Source organism: Pseudophaeobacter flagellatus (assembly GCF_021228235.1).
Taxonomy (GTDB): domain Bacteria; phylum Pseudomonadota; class Alphaproteobacteria; order Rhodobacterales; family Rhodobacteraceae; genus Pseudophaeobacter; species Pseudophaeobacter flagellatus.
In genome coordinates, this window is sequence record NZ_JAJQRG010000002.1 from 595,643 (window position 1) to 608,950 (window position 13,308).

The window sequence follows — 13,308 nt, forward strand, 5'->3', positions numbered from 1 at the left end:
ATGGCCACAGCACACTGGATCGCCGTCGACTGGGGCACCTCGCGCCTGCGCCTTTGGGCGCTGGACGGCATGGGGCGGGTCGTCGGCGATGCAGCGTCCGACAGGGGCATGGGGCGTTTGCAGCCAGATGACTTTGAGGGCGCGCTGCTGGAACTGGCCGCGCCTTTTCTGGCCGAGGGAGGCCGCACCAAGGTGTTGATCTGCGGTATGGCCGGGGCGCGGCAGGGGTGGATCGAAGCCCCCTATTCTGCCGTGCCCTGCTTGCCCGCAAAGGGGCGTACAGTCCGGGCACCAACGCGGGACCCGCGCCTTGATGTGCGTATTCTGCCCGGGCTTTGCCAGATGGACCCGCCCGATGTCATGCGCGGCGAAGAGACCCAGATCGCCGGTATTCTGGCAAGGGATCCGGGGTTTGACGGTACGCTTTGCCTGCCCGGCACCCATTCAAAATGGGTGCGCATTGCGGGCGGTACGGTGCAGTCCTTCAACACTGCCATGACGGGAGAGCTGTTTGATCTGCTGTGCCACCAGTCAATCCTGCGGCATTCGCTTGACGCTAGTTGGGATGATGCTGTTTTTGCTGCGGCAATTGCCACCTCAGAGGCGCAGCCCGCGCAGGTGTTTTCACAGCTGTTTGGGCTGCGGGCCGGGTCGCTTGTCGGCGCGGGGGCGCAAGATGCATCGCAGGCCCATCTGTCGGGCTTGCTGATCGGGGCCGAGCTGGCGGCAATGCGCAACTATTGGCAGGGCAGGGCGGTGGCTGTGATTGGCGCCGACAACCTAGCCCGCTGCTATCATAGCGCACTTGCGCAGCTTGGCGGCGAGGTAACCACAATGAATGGGGTCGATCTTGCCCTGGAGGGGCTGAAAGCAGCCTATCGTCAACAAGAGGACTGCCCATGACACAGCGCAACCTTGTCGCCATCCTGCGCGGCGTGACGCCTGCCGATGTGACAGCCATCGCAGGGCGGCTTATCGAAGCCGGTATCCTGCAGATCGAAGTGCCACTGAACTCGCCAGACCCGCTGGAGTCTATCGCCCTGCTAGCACAGGCCTTTGACGACACGGCACTGATCGGCGCAGGCACGGTACTAACCCCGCAGGATGTCGCGCGGGTGCAGGCGGCTGGCGGGCGGCTGATTGTGTCGCCCGACACCAACCCTGAGGTGATCCGGGCCAGCAAGGCGGCTGGTCTTGTGTCCTATCCCGGTGCCATGACCCCGACCGAGTGTTTTGCCGCGCTGCGGGCCGGGGCCGATGGGCTGAAGCTCTTTCCCGGTGCCCTGATCGGCCCGGCCGGGCTCAAGGCGGTGCGGGCTGTGCTGCCGCCGGAAACAACTGTGCTGGCTGTTGGCGGCGCAGAGCCTGACAGCTTTGCACAGTGGCGCGCGGCGGGGGCAAACGGGTTTGGCCTTGGTGCCGCGCTTTACCGTCCCGGAGACAAGGCCCAGGATGTTGCTATACGGGCGCAGAAGGTGGTTCGCGCCTATGACGAGGTGTTTGCATGACCAAGGCAGAGATTTTTGATACCCGCGCCTGCGCGCTGGGCGAGGGGCCGCTTTGGCATCCTGAACGGCAGCAATTGTTCTGGTTCGACATTCTGGGCAAGCGGCTGTTGTCGCAGGTGGATGGCGCAGCGCTGGACTGGCAGTTTGACGAACATGCCTCGGCGGCGGGCTGGATTGATCGCGATAGGTTGTTGATCGCCTTTGAAACCGGGCTTTTCACTTTTGATATCACCAGCGGCACCCGCAGCTTGCTGCATCCGCTGGAAGCCGAAAACCCGGTCACCCGGTCAAATGACGGGCGGGCCGATCCCTGTGGCGGCTTTTGGATTGGCACGATGGGCAAACAGGCCGAGCCGGAGGCCGGGGCGATTTACCGGCTCTACCAAGGGGAGCTTCGCAAGCTATTCGACGCAGTTACGATCCCCAATGCGATCTGTTTTGCCCCGGATGGCACCACCGCCTATTTCTGCGACACCCCCCAGGCAAAGATCATGCGCCAGCCGCTTGATCAGGCGGGCTGGCCAGTTGGTGACGCAATCGTCTTTGTCGACCTTGGCCCAGAGGCGCTGTTCCCTGACGGGGCGGTATGTGACGCCGAAGGCGCGCTTTGGAATGCGCAGTGGGGGGCGGGGCGCGTGGCGCGGTATTTGCCCGATGGCCGACTTGATCACGTGGTTCATGTCGGCGGCAAGCACAGCTCTTGTCCTGCCTTCGGCGGTGCCGATTTTTCTCAGCTTTTTGTGACCACAGCGCGGCAAGGTCTTCACCAGGCCGGACCTGACGAGGGCTGCCTTTATCGCGCGGACATCAACTACACAGGCTGCCCGGAAAACCGCGTCATTCTTTGAAACAATAGCCGCACTGTTGGGGGGGGGGCGTTTACTCCATGACGGCGTCCATGCCGATGGCAGAGATGGTCTGGTAATAGATAGAGAGCACCAGCAAAAAGAAGGCGAACAATATCAGCTCATGCTTGAAATGGTGGGAATGAAAGAAGGCGCGATCTCGGTGACGAATGACATCCATCAGCTCGTCCCCGAAGCGGATCGACAGAAAAGTGCCTAACCCGGACAGTAAGATTATTCCCCAATACGGGAATGGGGTCGTAACTATGTTGTACAACAGTTCGGTCAGGACGGTCGTCTTATAGTAGCCAGGACCATAGAGCATCACTGCAGCATTCAGGCCAATCGCCACGAGCCAGACGGCGATTTCCGAGACGACCATGCGAATGCCGAACAGCAATCGAAGGGGGAAATCCAGGAGGAACCCGGCGTCGGCCACTGGCGTACACAGGACAAAGAAACTCCAGGTGAGCAGCGCCGCAGCGCCGCCGGTCGCGATATCGTATTCGTAGCTGAGATAGCCAAAATACCCGACCAGAAGGCAGCAGAGGAGAATGAACTTTATGAAAATCTGTCTGTGCGGTTTTCCTGTCATGTCCATGCCTACCTGCACCCCTCTTGGAAACAGTAGTGAAAATGCCTCGGGTGATCCAGCGAGGATTGCGCAAGAGGGCAAGACCGCCTGTCGCTTTGGTTAATTGGCTGAAGATGGGGCAAACATAGCTCTTGCCGGGTATGGCTAACCTGTACTATAGGTATACAGGATTGCAAGGCACAGCCCCCTGCTATGCCTCACACGAGTAAGAGATTGCCGTGAGTGATGACTTTGACAACCTGGATCGGCGCCCGCTTTATTCTCGCGTGGCCGACAGTATCCTGACCATGATTGCCGAGGGTGGGCTGCGCCCCGGCGATACGCTGCCCTCTGAGGCGGAATTGGGCACCCGCGCCGGGGTTAGCCGGGTGGTGATCCGCGGGGCCCTGGCCCATCTGGCGGGGGCCGGACACATCAAGATTTCCAATGGGCGCAAGGCACAGGTCAATGCCATCAACCCTGATATTCTGGCCGGTACTTTCAGCCATGGGCTCGCCACCGCGCAGTTTTCAGTCAACAAGGTGTTGGAACTGCGCCAGGGCATTGAAACCGCCACCGCCGCCCTGGCCGCAACCAACCGTACCGTAGCCCAGGTCGAGACCCTTGCAGCGCTTTGCGCCCAGATGGAACAGGCGGTGCGCGATCCCGAAACCTTTGCCGATCTGGACTATCTGTTTCACCTGACCATTGCCGAGGCGACGGACAACCCGCTTTATGTCTATATCGTCACGCCGCTGCGCCGGATCATAAAAGAGTCCATCACCGCAGGGCGGCGCGCCCAGCCGTCGCCCGAGGCGCAGAACCGTATCCTTGGCGATCACCGCCGCATCCAAAAGGCCATTGCCAAGGGCGATGCCGCCGCCGCCAGCGATGCGATGCGACGCCACTTTGCAGCTGCCAATCAAGCACTGCACCCAGATGATGCCAATATCTTCACAGGACCCGCCACATGACCACGACCCGCCCACTGGACATCCTCTGCTTTGGCGAACCGATGTTTGAATTTTCCTGGCTTGAAAAAGACATGATCCGTCCCGGCATTGGCGGCGATGTGTCCAACACCGCCGTGGCGGCGCGCCGGGCTGGGGCCTCCTCGGGGATGCTGACCCATCTGGGATGTGATGGCTTTGCCGACCATATTCTCAAGCTCTACCAGGATGAAGGTATCGACGCCTCGCGAATTGTGCAAAAGGAGGGGGCGCAGACCGGGCTATACTTCATCGAATACGGCCCGCAGGGGCATCGGTTTTCCTATCGCCGTGCCGGTTCTGCTGCCAGCCAGATTACCCCGGAAGACCTGACCCCGCAGATGTTTGAACAGATTGGTGTGCTGCATCTTAGTGGTATCACCCAGGCGATTTCTGACAGTTCCTGCGCCGCCGCGCTTCGGGCCGCAGAACTGGCGCGCGCCGCTGGGGCACAGGTGTCTTTTGATACCAATCTGCGGTTGAACCTTTGGTCGGCGCCCCAGGCCTGGCGGGCGTTGCAGCAAATCCTGCCCCTGGTGGATCTGGTCTTTCCCAGCATCGAAGATTGCCAAGCCCTGTTTGGCACCAGCGACACCATCGAGATCTGTGATCGCTTCTTGTCTTTTGGGGTGCAGATGGTTGTACTGACGATGGCCGAAAAGGGCGCGCTGGTGGCAACCCCGCAGGGCCAGCACAGGATCTACGCCTTTCCGGCCGATCTGCGCGATGCAACCGGGGCCGGTGATACCTTTGATGGTGCCTTTCTTGCTGAATATGTCCAAACCGGCGACCCTGTCGCCGCCGGACGGTTTGCCTGCGCGGCGGCCTCCCTTTCTGTCGAAACCAACGGGGCCGTTGCGTCCATCCCCACCCGAGAGTCAATTCTTGCCCGTCTCAACCAAGGTGAAACCCAATGAAATTGAATTCCGAAGCCGCCCGCAGCGTGACCCGCGATATTTGTAATCTTGCACCGATCATGCCGGTGCTTGTGGTACGCGACGCGGCCTATGCAGTCCCCCTGGCCAAGGCGCTGATCGCCGGAGGTCTGCCCGCGCTGGAGGTCACTTTGCGGACGCCTGCGGCGCTACAGGTGATCGAAGCCATGGCAAAGGTAGAGGGTGGCGTGGTGGGCGCAGGCACCCTGGTCACGCCGCAGGATGTACACGATGCCAAGGCGGCTGGCGCTGTTTTTGGTGTCTCTCCCGGTGCTACGGATGCCTTGATCGAGGCCTGCCTGGAGGAAGAACTGCCGTTGCTGCCCGGTGCGGCCACCGCTAGCGAAGCCATGCGCCTGCTTGAACGTGGCTTTACCACCCAGAAGTTTTTTCCCGCCGAAGCCTCTGGTGGTGCGCCCGCGCTCAAGGCGATTGGCGCGCCTCTGCCACAGATCAGTTTTTGCCCAACTGGCGGCATCAACCTTGCCAATGCCAAGAGCTACCTTGATCTGCCAAATGTGCTCTGTGCGGGTGGCAGTTGGATTGCCCCTGATGCGCTGGTTACAGCGGCGGATTGGGATCAGATTGAGGCCCTCGCGCGTGAAGCAAGGCAAACACTGTCGGCCTGACCACGCCCCCGTGCGGGTTGGATGCCGCCATCCTATGCCTGCGAACCGGGACAGTTGCAGGATATAGGCGCAGGATTTGGGTGGTGGGGTGCGTTTACTGTTCCCGGAATGCCCTGATCATACTGTCTGCGACGGGTTTCATAAGGTATTGGATGAAGGTTCTGTTCTGGGTCTGAATCATGATTTGAGCAGGCATGCCCGGCGTAGGGGTGAATCCTCTGACACGCTGTAATTCGCTTGGGGCCACGGAAATACGCGCCACATAGATTTCTTGTGGAAGCTCTTGCGAGCGGTCCAAAATCGCGTCTGCGGATACGTAATAGACTTTGCCTTCAAGGATTGGCGTCGTGCGCTGGTTCAGGGCGGTCAGCCTGACTGTGGCAGCTTGCCCCTTGCGGACCACGTCAATTTCGGTGCGGGGAATCTGGGCTTCGATGATCAGGGGTTCCCCGGTTGGCAATATTTCCAGAATAGCCTTGCCACTTTCGACGACACCGCCCGGAGTGTGATAATGCAGGCGAACAACCGTCCCTGAAACCGGCGCAACGATTTCGGTCCGGGTTAGGATGCTTTCGGCTTTGCGGGCCTGTTCGCGAACGCTTTCCAGCTCTGATTGTACCGCTTGCAACTCGTCAAGTGCTGCGCTTTGGGTTTCGTTGATTGTCTGCAAGATCTGCGACTCGTAGCGCTGGGACAGCGAGGCGGTTTCGTCGATTTCGGATTGAAGGCGGCCAATCTGGCCTTGGGCTTCAGCCAAAGCCCGACGCAGGGTGTTGTATTCCGATTTGCGCACCAGCCCCTTTTCCAACAGTATTTCTTTTGCCTGGGAATCTTCTTCCAGAATTTCCAACTGAGCGTGGGTGGCAGCCAGTTGTTTTTCGTAGCCGACCGACCGGCTTTTCAGGGCTTCGATGCTTTGCTCTAGCAGGCTTATTTCACTCTTCAATTGCTGGGTGGCAGCGTCAAACACAATCTGCTGCCCATCAAGCATTGCGACCACATTGTAGTCTGAGCGGAGTTGTTCAAGTCTGTCGGGGTAAACCAGCTTATCCTTGCGATTGTATTCGGCGAGAATACGGCTTTCCATTGCTTCCAATCTGACCTGGCGCAAGAACAGCTCGCGTTCGGTTGCAAGGGCAGAGGTTTCATCCAGCAGCACGATTGGCTGCCCTGCGACAACGTTCTCGCCTTCTTCGACAAGAATGGCCTTGATGATGCCGCCTTCGAGGTGCTGAACAATCTTGTTGCTGCCGGTGGCGACAAAGCTGCCCTGAGAAATGACCGCAGCGGCCAAGGGGGCCCTGAACGCCCAGACCCCAAAGCTGCCAAGCCCGAAAATCAGCAGGAACAGGCCGAAGGTGACATGCTTTGTGATCGAGCGGGGAACATCGTCATACCATTCCGCCGATTCAGCAAGTACAATTGGGTTAGGCATTGCGCTGTCCTCCATTGCCTTGTGGCGGTAGCTTGCCAGCAGCGTTTGTGCGTTCCGACAGTTTTTGCAGAACCTGATTGCGTTCGCCAAACAGCGCGATATTGCCATCCGCCAGCAGCATGATCTTGTCGACGACGCTTAGCAGTGATGGTTTTTGGGTGATGACAACCACGGTGATGCCGGCCTCGCCGGCATGGCGGATGGCATTGGCAAGCGCCCGATCCCCAGCGGTGTCGAGGTTGGAGTTGGGTTCATCCAGAACCAAAAATCGCGGGTTGCCGAAAAAGGCGCGCGCCAGAGCAATGCGTTGCTTTTGCCCGCCCGACAGTGGCGAGCCATCGGCAGCGACCATGGTTTCGTAGCCATGCGGCAGCGAGGCGATCATATCATGCACATCGGCCAGAAGCGCCGCACGGTGGATGTCTTCGTCGCTGGCACCGGCGCGCATCCGGGCGATGTTGTTCTTGATGGACCCGGGAAACAACTGCACGTCTTGCGGCAGATAGCCGATGTTTTCGCCCAGTTGTCGGTCATCCCAATTGCGGAGGTCCATCAGATCAAGCCTGACGTTGCCTGAGGTTGGCAGAATTGAGCCCACAAGCATTTTCCCCAGTGTCGTCTTGCCGGCACCAGAGTTCCCAATCACCGCCAATGAATCCCCTGGATTCAGGCTGAATGTCAGACCGTTGAGGATGACCTGTTTCGTACCTGCCGGGACAAAGAGCAGGCGCTCGACATTCAGGCGGCCCTCGGGGCGGGGCAAGCGGAGTTTTTCGTATTTTTGTACCGATGACATCATCAGGTTGCTTACCCGGTCATAGGCCGCGCGGGATTGTGAAAAGCCGTTCCACCCTTCGATCGAGCCTTCGATAGGTGCCAGTGCACGCCCGGCAATGATAGAGGCCGCGATGACCATCCCGCCGGTTATTTCCCCTTCGAGCGCCAGATAGGCCCCCCAACCCAGCATCGCAATCTGGGTGAGCAACCTTGCCCCGCGTGAGACGGCGGCCCAAATGATGTTTCGATCCTGTGCCAGAACCTGGGCGCGCAGCGACGCGGCGGTGTCACGGCCCCACAATGCGACCGCCTCGGGGACCATGGCGAGGGCATTGATGATCTGGCTGTTGCGCGACATCGAGTCGAGATGCATGTTTGCCCGTGACTGGGCCTGATTGGCCTCGGCAAAGGGTTTGGATGTAGCCCTTTGGTTGATCAACGCGATGAGCATGAGCGTAACCGCTGTCGCGATCACAATCATGCCAAGATGCGGATGAACAAGGAAAATCGCGGTGATGAACAGGGGGGCGAAGGGGACATCCAAAAATGAGATCAGCGTACCGGATACCAAGAAGGACCTGAGCAACTGCAGGTCCCCCAGGGTCTGATACTGCCGCCCGTTGTCTTGTAGAGAGGCATGTGCCGCCGCACTCAGGACTGGTGCGCCCAGCAGGACAGCCACCTCTACGGCCGTGCGCATCAGTATGAAGCGTCGGACAGCATCAAAGATGGATTGCATGATCACCGCACCGGCGATGACAATTGTCAGCATTATCAGCGTGTCGAGCGACCGGCTGGTCAAGACCCTGTCGGAAATCTGAAATAGGTAGATTGGGATCGCCAGCACCAGAAGGTTTGTCGCGCAGGTCAAAAGCATGACAAAGCCGAGATTGCGCCGCACGACTTTTCGCCCCTGCCGCAGCTTTAGGGCAAATTGTTCCGGGCCGCCGCGCTTGTGAAACTGTGGTTTTGCACCCCCACCATCGCCGCCACCACCACGACCGCCGCTATTGGTGTTGGCAGGTGGCTTGCCGCCGCCTTGCTTGAGGGTCGGTCCGGTATCGCCATCAATCTGAACGCCACCGATCCCCCTGGCGATAGGCTCCGCGGTGTCGATTTTCTCGGGTTTGTTGCATCGTTGTGCGGGCGTCAACAGCAGTGGATCTTTTGCTTTGCCATTCTGCGCGGTGCCGGTCGTGGTGGTGTTTTGTTGCGTTTTGTTGCGAATGCGTTGGTCCGCTTCAGAAACAGTTTTATCTAACATTTTTGTACTCAATTATATCATGCTAACATTGTTTGCATCATGTCTGGGTTCCCGCTGTATTCGGGTGATGTTGCAACGATTTCGGCATCAGGTGGTGCCTCGCCGTCCGGGCTCACCATTCCCTCCGCCAGAAATGCGACGGCCTCATTGGCAAGCGCGGGTAATGCTACGCCCAGTGGATCTGAATCGGTGTCGATCAGATTGGCCTGGTAAAGCAGGGCGTCGCTGTAGGCTTCCCCATTGACCCGCACTTCAGAATCCACGCCGTAGACATTCACGGATGCAGTATTGATCGCGGCATTGGACCCGGTCACCAGCTCTATGGACGCGCCGGTCTGTTCTTGAAAATTCTCAAGGGCCAAATGGACCTGGTCTGAATCTCCCATGATATTGGTTTGATCCAACCAATTGAGGGTCGTGAAATCCCCAGAGATGTATAGAACGGTCAGGATGTCATCGCCTGCGAATGCCTGATCATGGGCGAGGCTGTCGTTGATCGTCGTTGCGCCATTCGCAAATGCATTGCTCGCCTGCGCGAAATTCGACGTCATATCGGTGTAGCTGTCGATCCCGGTGGTTGAGATATTCGCGCCGTTGAACAACAGGTTGTCGCCGCCGGAAAAGCCAAAGGGCACATCGCCTGTGTATGTGATGGTGTCATAATCCATCACGACGTTCATCTGGCTGATCTGATTGACGGTGATCATGTTGCCACCGATCATCACCAAATCGTAGCCATATCCGATTTCCATTATATCGGCCAAGTTCACGATGGTGTTGTCCCCCATCACGATATGCGTGTTGCTACCAGTGAACTGGACATCGGCACGATCATGGTCGGTCATGAAGCTGAACTGGCTGACCCAGTTTGCCATGATAATATCGCCATCAATCCGGGTAACCGCCCAGTTCTGCGGCAGGCCGGTGGGCGCGGCGCTTGCATCCTCGGCCATGGCTGCGTCGTCTGTGACGGGCTGTGAAGAGATATGCGACATCGTCGCCACGTTGAGGCTGGCAGAGAACATTGCCCCGGGCTGCGCGTTCAAGGTGACGTGTTCGAACAGCACATTTACCTGGCTTATCAAATTCAGGTCGACGACATCCCCCATGACCGAAATCACGGGCGCATCAAGCCAGCCCACGGAAATGGACGCGTCATTCACCATGACGTTGGCACCGGTAACCAAATGATGCCCGTCATCAATCTCGAACTGTTCGGAAGCGGGCGATGGTCCGTCGAGCCCCTGAAAGGGATCGGTGTTTGCCAGCGCGTCGGGGTCGTCTTCGTTCTCGGGGTCGTCATCGCTCAACACGACATCGGGATTTTTCGCCTGGAAGTAGGCCGGCATGATATCGTCCAAAATCGGCGTTTCTTCGACGGTTTCGCCATTCACATAGCTGCCGTCGGCATCCTCCCCGTGCAGGGCGGTTACGATCTCACCTATTCGGGATGTGCCGTCGGTGGCGGCCATGCTGTCATGCAGGGCTTTCACGGTGTCGAGTGTGCTTTCGCTAAAGTCCAGCGGAACGCTGGTTGCAGCGACCCCCAGGACCTGGGCAATCGTATTGATACTCTGCAAAGTGGTCAGATACTCGGCAGGATCAGAAAATTCCGCCGGTATTTCGTTCAGGAAGAGATCGTCATTGTCCTCCATCCAGGCGGTTTGGATCGTAATTGTCACAACGCTGCCCGCAGGCTCCAGCGTTAAGTGAGGTCGATTGAAGCTGAAGGACAGGGAAACCGTTCCTGATACAGCCCATGCCAGTTCGTCTGCGCCATCCACCAAAGGCTGATAGTAGGGCAGATGAGTGTTCAGAATATCATGGCCATAGAATTGGGGAGCCTGTTCCAAATCCGGCGGGGAGTATTCCACAATTGGTGTAAAATCCGTGAGTGTGTAGGGAGCCTTGAACGTAACAACAATATTGGTCAGATCATTTGTTTCAGCGTCTGCCAATTGGAGCGCTTTAAAGTCGTCATAGGCATCGCGCATGCGTTCTTCTTCTACTGCGATATGGAAGAAGCCGATCATGTGGGCGACGATTTCGGTTACTTTATCAAACATTGTACTGGCCCCAATTTCTGCGATTGAATGGCCGCTCACCTCTTTAATTTCTAGATTTGTTGGCAGACCAATCCTGTCTGCAATTGTGGTTGGATGTTTTGGAAAGGAACCGGGCCCAATGTATTGGGCCCGGTCTCTGTGATTAAGGCTTATGCGCCGTCGCTGTCGTCGCCGATATAGCTGGAGCTGAAGCCCCCGCCGACCACGGTCATGTCGACACTGTTGCCAAGTACGTTGGCACCCATCACGATGCTTTGGTTAAACGCCGTGGTGTCGATCTGCGAGGCTGCCGAAGCAAAGGATTCCCCGGTTACGAACCCGTCGTCACCGTTGTGCGAACCCCACATTCCGGCATTCCCGCCAGCACCACCAGCGCCGGTTGTGGCGTTGCCGCCATTGCCGCCGGATCCGCCGCCAGACTGAACGCCACCAGCAGTTGCGTGGCCACCGAATGCGTTGCCGCTATCGCCGCCCCAGGAGTGTCCGCCATAGCCGTCGCCGCCGTCACCGGCACCCGCAAGGTTGATACCGCCATTGCCCTGAGCGTTGCTCAGCGCGGCAGACCATGCGCCGGCATCGCCGCCGTCACCGCCGTTGGCGTCTCCGCCAGCGCCGTAACCTGCGCCATTGCCGCCAGCAGCCGCGATCGAACCAGCGTCGCCGCCGTCACCGCTTTCACCCGAGCCGGCACCAAGGCCAGCACCAAGTGCATCAGCATCGGCGTCGCCGGTGTCGCCACCGTTAGCCCCGGCCAATCCAAGGCCAAGCAGGCCCAGACCGATGCCAGCCGCTCCGGCGTCACCGCCTTCGCTGCTGTCCGCACCGGCACCTGCTGCACCGATGCCTACGCCAGCACCGCCGGCATCACCGGAATCGCCGCCTTCGGCATTCGACCCGGCAAGACCAAGTCCAAGACCAAGGCCAGCCCCGATAGAAGCAGCACCGCCACCGGCTGCGCCGTCGGCATCTGCGTCAGAGCCGGCTCCACCGATACCAACGCCCAGACCGATTGCAGCGGCACTACCGCCGTTCGCGCCTGTGCCGCCTTGGGCCGCGCTGTTGCCGCCATTGCCGCTTGCACCACCGGTTGCACCGGCAGAGCCACCGATGCCAAAGCCACCAAGGGCAACGCCACCGTTTGCATCGGCATGGCCGCCGCCGGATCCGCCATCTGCGTCGGCATCAATGCCTTCATCGGATGTCGCGGTGCCGCCGTTGGAGGTGTTGGTCTGGTTCATCGTGCCGCTGTTGGACACATTGCTCAGGTGGTCATTGTCTTGCAGGTTGTTGGACTGCGCATTGATCGTCCCGGCATCGTTGCCCGCACCGTTCAGCGCGTCATTCAACATGCCTTCCAGATCCAGGTCATTGCCGGGATTGTAGTCAATGTCGCCGCGCGCCATGATGAAATCACCGGCGTTGGAGTGGTGCAGATCAATGTCGGCAAAGTCATCGTCCGTTGGCTCATAGCCGCTCAGATCGATATCAACGTCGACACCAACGGTGGTCTCGCTTGTATTGGTGTTGGAGTTGTGGTTGCCGTTCAGGTTGCCGTTGGCGTTCAGGTTGGCATTCCCGTTGGCATTCCCGTTGGCGTTACCATTATGGTTGCCGTTGTGGTTGCCATTTCCGTTGTGGTTACCATTTCCGTTGTGGTTACCATTGCCGTTCAGGTTGCCATTCCCGTTACCGTTCAGATTGCCATTCCAGCTTTCGCTGGATTGAGTTTGGTCCTGATCCTGATCAGAATGCTGACCCTGACCCTGACCCTGCGCCTGAAGCTGCGCCTGAAGTTCGGCCTGTGCTTGCGCTTGCGCTTGATCCTGTTCCTGATCTTGGGAGTCGTTGTTCCAAGGACCAAATTGGAAGAGGTTATTTTTCGTACCCATTGTGTTTCTCCGAAAAATGCATAGTCCGGATCGCCACTCATTTCAAAAGCGATCATCGGGGTCTGCGATTAGATTGTAGGTGATTTTCAGTGCGAGGTGCCGACAGGGACATGAGGTTGAGACATGATGTCGTCCTGACCTGGCACCATAAAGTGTGATTGTTTTTCGTTTTGCCCCCCCCCTCTGTATCTATTTCGATTTTGGAAACGATGGTCGCGGAAATGCTGAACTAGATAATTGTGGTCTGGTTGCCGAACCATCCACGAGAAGCATTGCGAAACTGGGTTTGAAAAACCAGCCGACCAAAAGGCTTAAGCGGTGGGGCTTCTTGTTACTGATTGTTAATATTTGATTTTCGGAGATGTGCTTAGCCTTTGCAGCACAATGGGTCTGGTTT

General features: G+C 58.4%; 11 protein-coding genes. 6 read left to right on the top strand and 5 right to left on the bottom strand.

The genetic code is table 11. The features are described from left to right. From LRK71_RS06260 to LRK71_RS06270, 3 genes are read left to right on the top strand one after another with little or no spacing between them, the layout of a single operon-like run. Positions 1-903 (top strand): 2-dehydro-3-deoxygalactonokinase, encoded by a 903-nt coding sequence (locus LRK71_RS06260; RefSeq protein WP_232401892.1) that lies wholly within the window; start codon positions 1-3, stop codon positions 901-903. After that, on the top strand, positions 900-1,508 hold the full coding sequence (locus LRK71_RS06265) for a 2-dehydro-3-deoxy-6-phosphogalactonate aldolase (RefSeq protein ID WP_232401895.1): 609 nt from the start codon (positions 900-902) through the stop codon (positions 1,506-1,508). The genes LRK71_RS06260 and LRK71_RS06265 overlap by 4 nt, the downstream gene beginning before the upstream one ends. Next, complete coding sequence (locus tag LRK71_RS06270) at positions 1,505-2,356, top strand: SMP-30/gluconolactonase/LRE family protein (RefSeq protein WP_232401897.1); 852 nt, start codon at positions 1,505-1,507, stop codon at positions 2,354-2,356. The genes LRK71_RS06265 and LRK71_RS06270 overlap by 4 nt, the downstream gene beginning before the upstream one ends. 31 nt (positions 2,357-2,387) lie before the next feature. On the opposite strand, the gene LRK71_RS06275 is transcribed toward LRK71_RS06270, so the two are convergent. After that, positions 2,388-2,954 (bottom strand): hypothetical protein, encoded by a 567-nt coding sequence (locus tag LRK71_RS06275; RefSeq protein ID WP_232401899.1) that lies wholly within the window; start codon positions 2,952-2,954, stop codon positions 2,388-2,390. A gap of 212 nt (positions 2,955-3,166) precedes the next feature. On the opposite strand from LRK71_RS06275, the gene LRK71_RS06280 reads away from it, so the two are divergent. The 3 genes from LRK71_RS06280 to eda are packed head-to-tail and all read left to right on the top strand — an operon-like array spanning position 3,167 to position 5,480. Beyond that, positions 3,167-3,901 carry a FadR/GntR family transcriptional regulator gene (locus tag LRK71_RS06280; protein ID WP_232401901.1) on the top strand — a complete coding sequence of 245 codons (735 nt, stop codon included), beginning with the start codon at positions 3,167-3,169 and terminating at the stop codon, positions 3,899-3,901. After that, positions 3,898-4,833: a sugar kinase gene (locus LRK71_RS06285; RefSeq protein ID WP_232401904.1), complete on the top strand. Its 936-nt coding sequence runs from the start codon at positions 3,898-3,900 to the stop codon at positions 4,831-4,833. Before LRK71_RS06280 ends, LRK71_RS06285 begins: the two co-directional genes overlap by 4 nt. Beyond that, positions 4,830-5,480 carry a bifunctional 4-hydroxy-2-oxoglutarate aldolase/2-dehydro-3-deoxy-phosphogluconate aldolase gene (gene eda / locus LRK71_RS06290; RefSeq protein ID WP_232401907.1) on the top strand — a complete coding sequence of 217 codons (651 nt, stop codon included), beginning with the start codon at positions 4,830-4,832 and terminating at the stop codon, positions 5,478-5,480. Before LRK71_RS06285 ends, eda begins: the two co-directional genes overlap by 4 nt. Before the next feature lie 94 nt (positions 5,481-5,574). On the opposite strand, the gene LRK71_RS06295 is transcribed toward eda, so the two are convergent. From LRK71_RS06295 to LRK71_RS06310, 4 genes are all read right to left on the bottom strand, one after another. Further along, entirely contained in the window at positions 5,575-6,915 is a 1,341-nt protein-coding gene (locus LRK71_RS06295) for an HlyD family type I secretion periplasmic adaptor subunit (RefSeq protein WP_232401909.1), read from the bottom strand. Further along, positions 6,908-8,956 (bottom strand): type I secretion system permease/ATPase, encoded by a 2,049-nt coding sequence (locus tag LRK71_RS06300; RefSeq protein WP_232401910.1) that lies wholly within the window; start codon positions 8,954-8,956, stop codon positions 6,908-6,910. Before LRK71_RS06300 ends, LRK71_RS06295 begins: the two co-directional genes overlap by 8 nt. Before the next feature lie 17 nt (positions 8,957-8,973). Then, on the bottom strand, positions 8,974-11,022 hold the full coding sequence (locus LRK71_RS06305; protein ID WP_232401912.1) for a type I secretion protein ATPase: 2,049 nt from the start codon (positions 11,020-11,022) through the stop codon (positions 8,974-8,976). Positions 11,023-11,171: 149 nt separating this feature from the next. After that, entirely contained in the window at positions 11,172-12,911 is a 1,740-nt protein-coding gene (locus LRK71_RS06310) for a hypothetical protein (protein WP_232401915.1), read from the bottom strand. Between the last annotated feature and the right edge of the window lie 397 nt (positions 12,912-13,308).

Coding starts and splice junctions, on each gene's coding strand:
- LRK71_RS06270 (WP_232401897.1), top strand. CDS start 1,505: ATGACCAAGGCAGAGATTTTTGATACCCGCGCCTGCGCGCTGGGCGAG.
- LRK71_RS06260 (WP_232401892.1), top strand. CDS start 1: ATGGCCACAGCACACTGGATCGCCGTCGACTGGGGCACCTCGCGCCTG.
- LRK71_RS06300 (WP_232401910.1), bottom strand. CDS start 8,956: ATGTTAGATAAAACTGTTTCTGAAGCGGACCAACGCATTCGCAACAAA.
- LRK71_RS06265 (WP_232401895.1), top strand. CDS start 900: ATGACACAGCGCAACCTTGTCGCCATCCTGCGCGGCGTGACGCCTGCC.
- LRK71_RS06305 (WP_232401912.1), bottom strand. CDS start 11,022: ATGTTTGATAAAGTAACCGAAATCGTCGCCCACATGATCGGCTTCTTC.
- LRK71_RS06295 (WP_232401909.1), bottom strand. CDS start 6,915: ATGCCTAACCCAATTGTACTTGCTGAATCGGCGGAATGGTATGACGAT.
- LRK71_RS06275 (WP_232401899.1), bottom strand. CDS start 2,954: ATGGACATGACAGGAAAACCGCACAGACAGATTTTCATAAAGTTCATT.
- LRK71_RS06310 (WP_232401915.1), bottom strand. CDS start 12,911: ATGGGTACGAAAAATAACCTCTTCCAATTTGGTCCTTGGAACAACGAC.
- LRK71_RS06285 (WP_232401904.1), top strand. CDS start 3,898: ATGACCACGACCCGCCCACTGGACATCCTCTGCTTTGGCGAACCGATG.
- eda (WP_232401907.1), top strand. CDS start 4,830: ATGAAATTGAATTCCGAAGCCGCCCGCAGCGTGACCCGCGATATTTGT.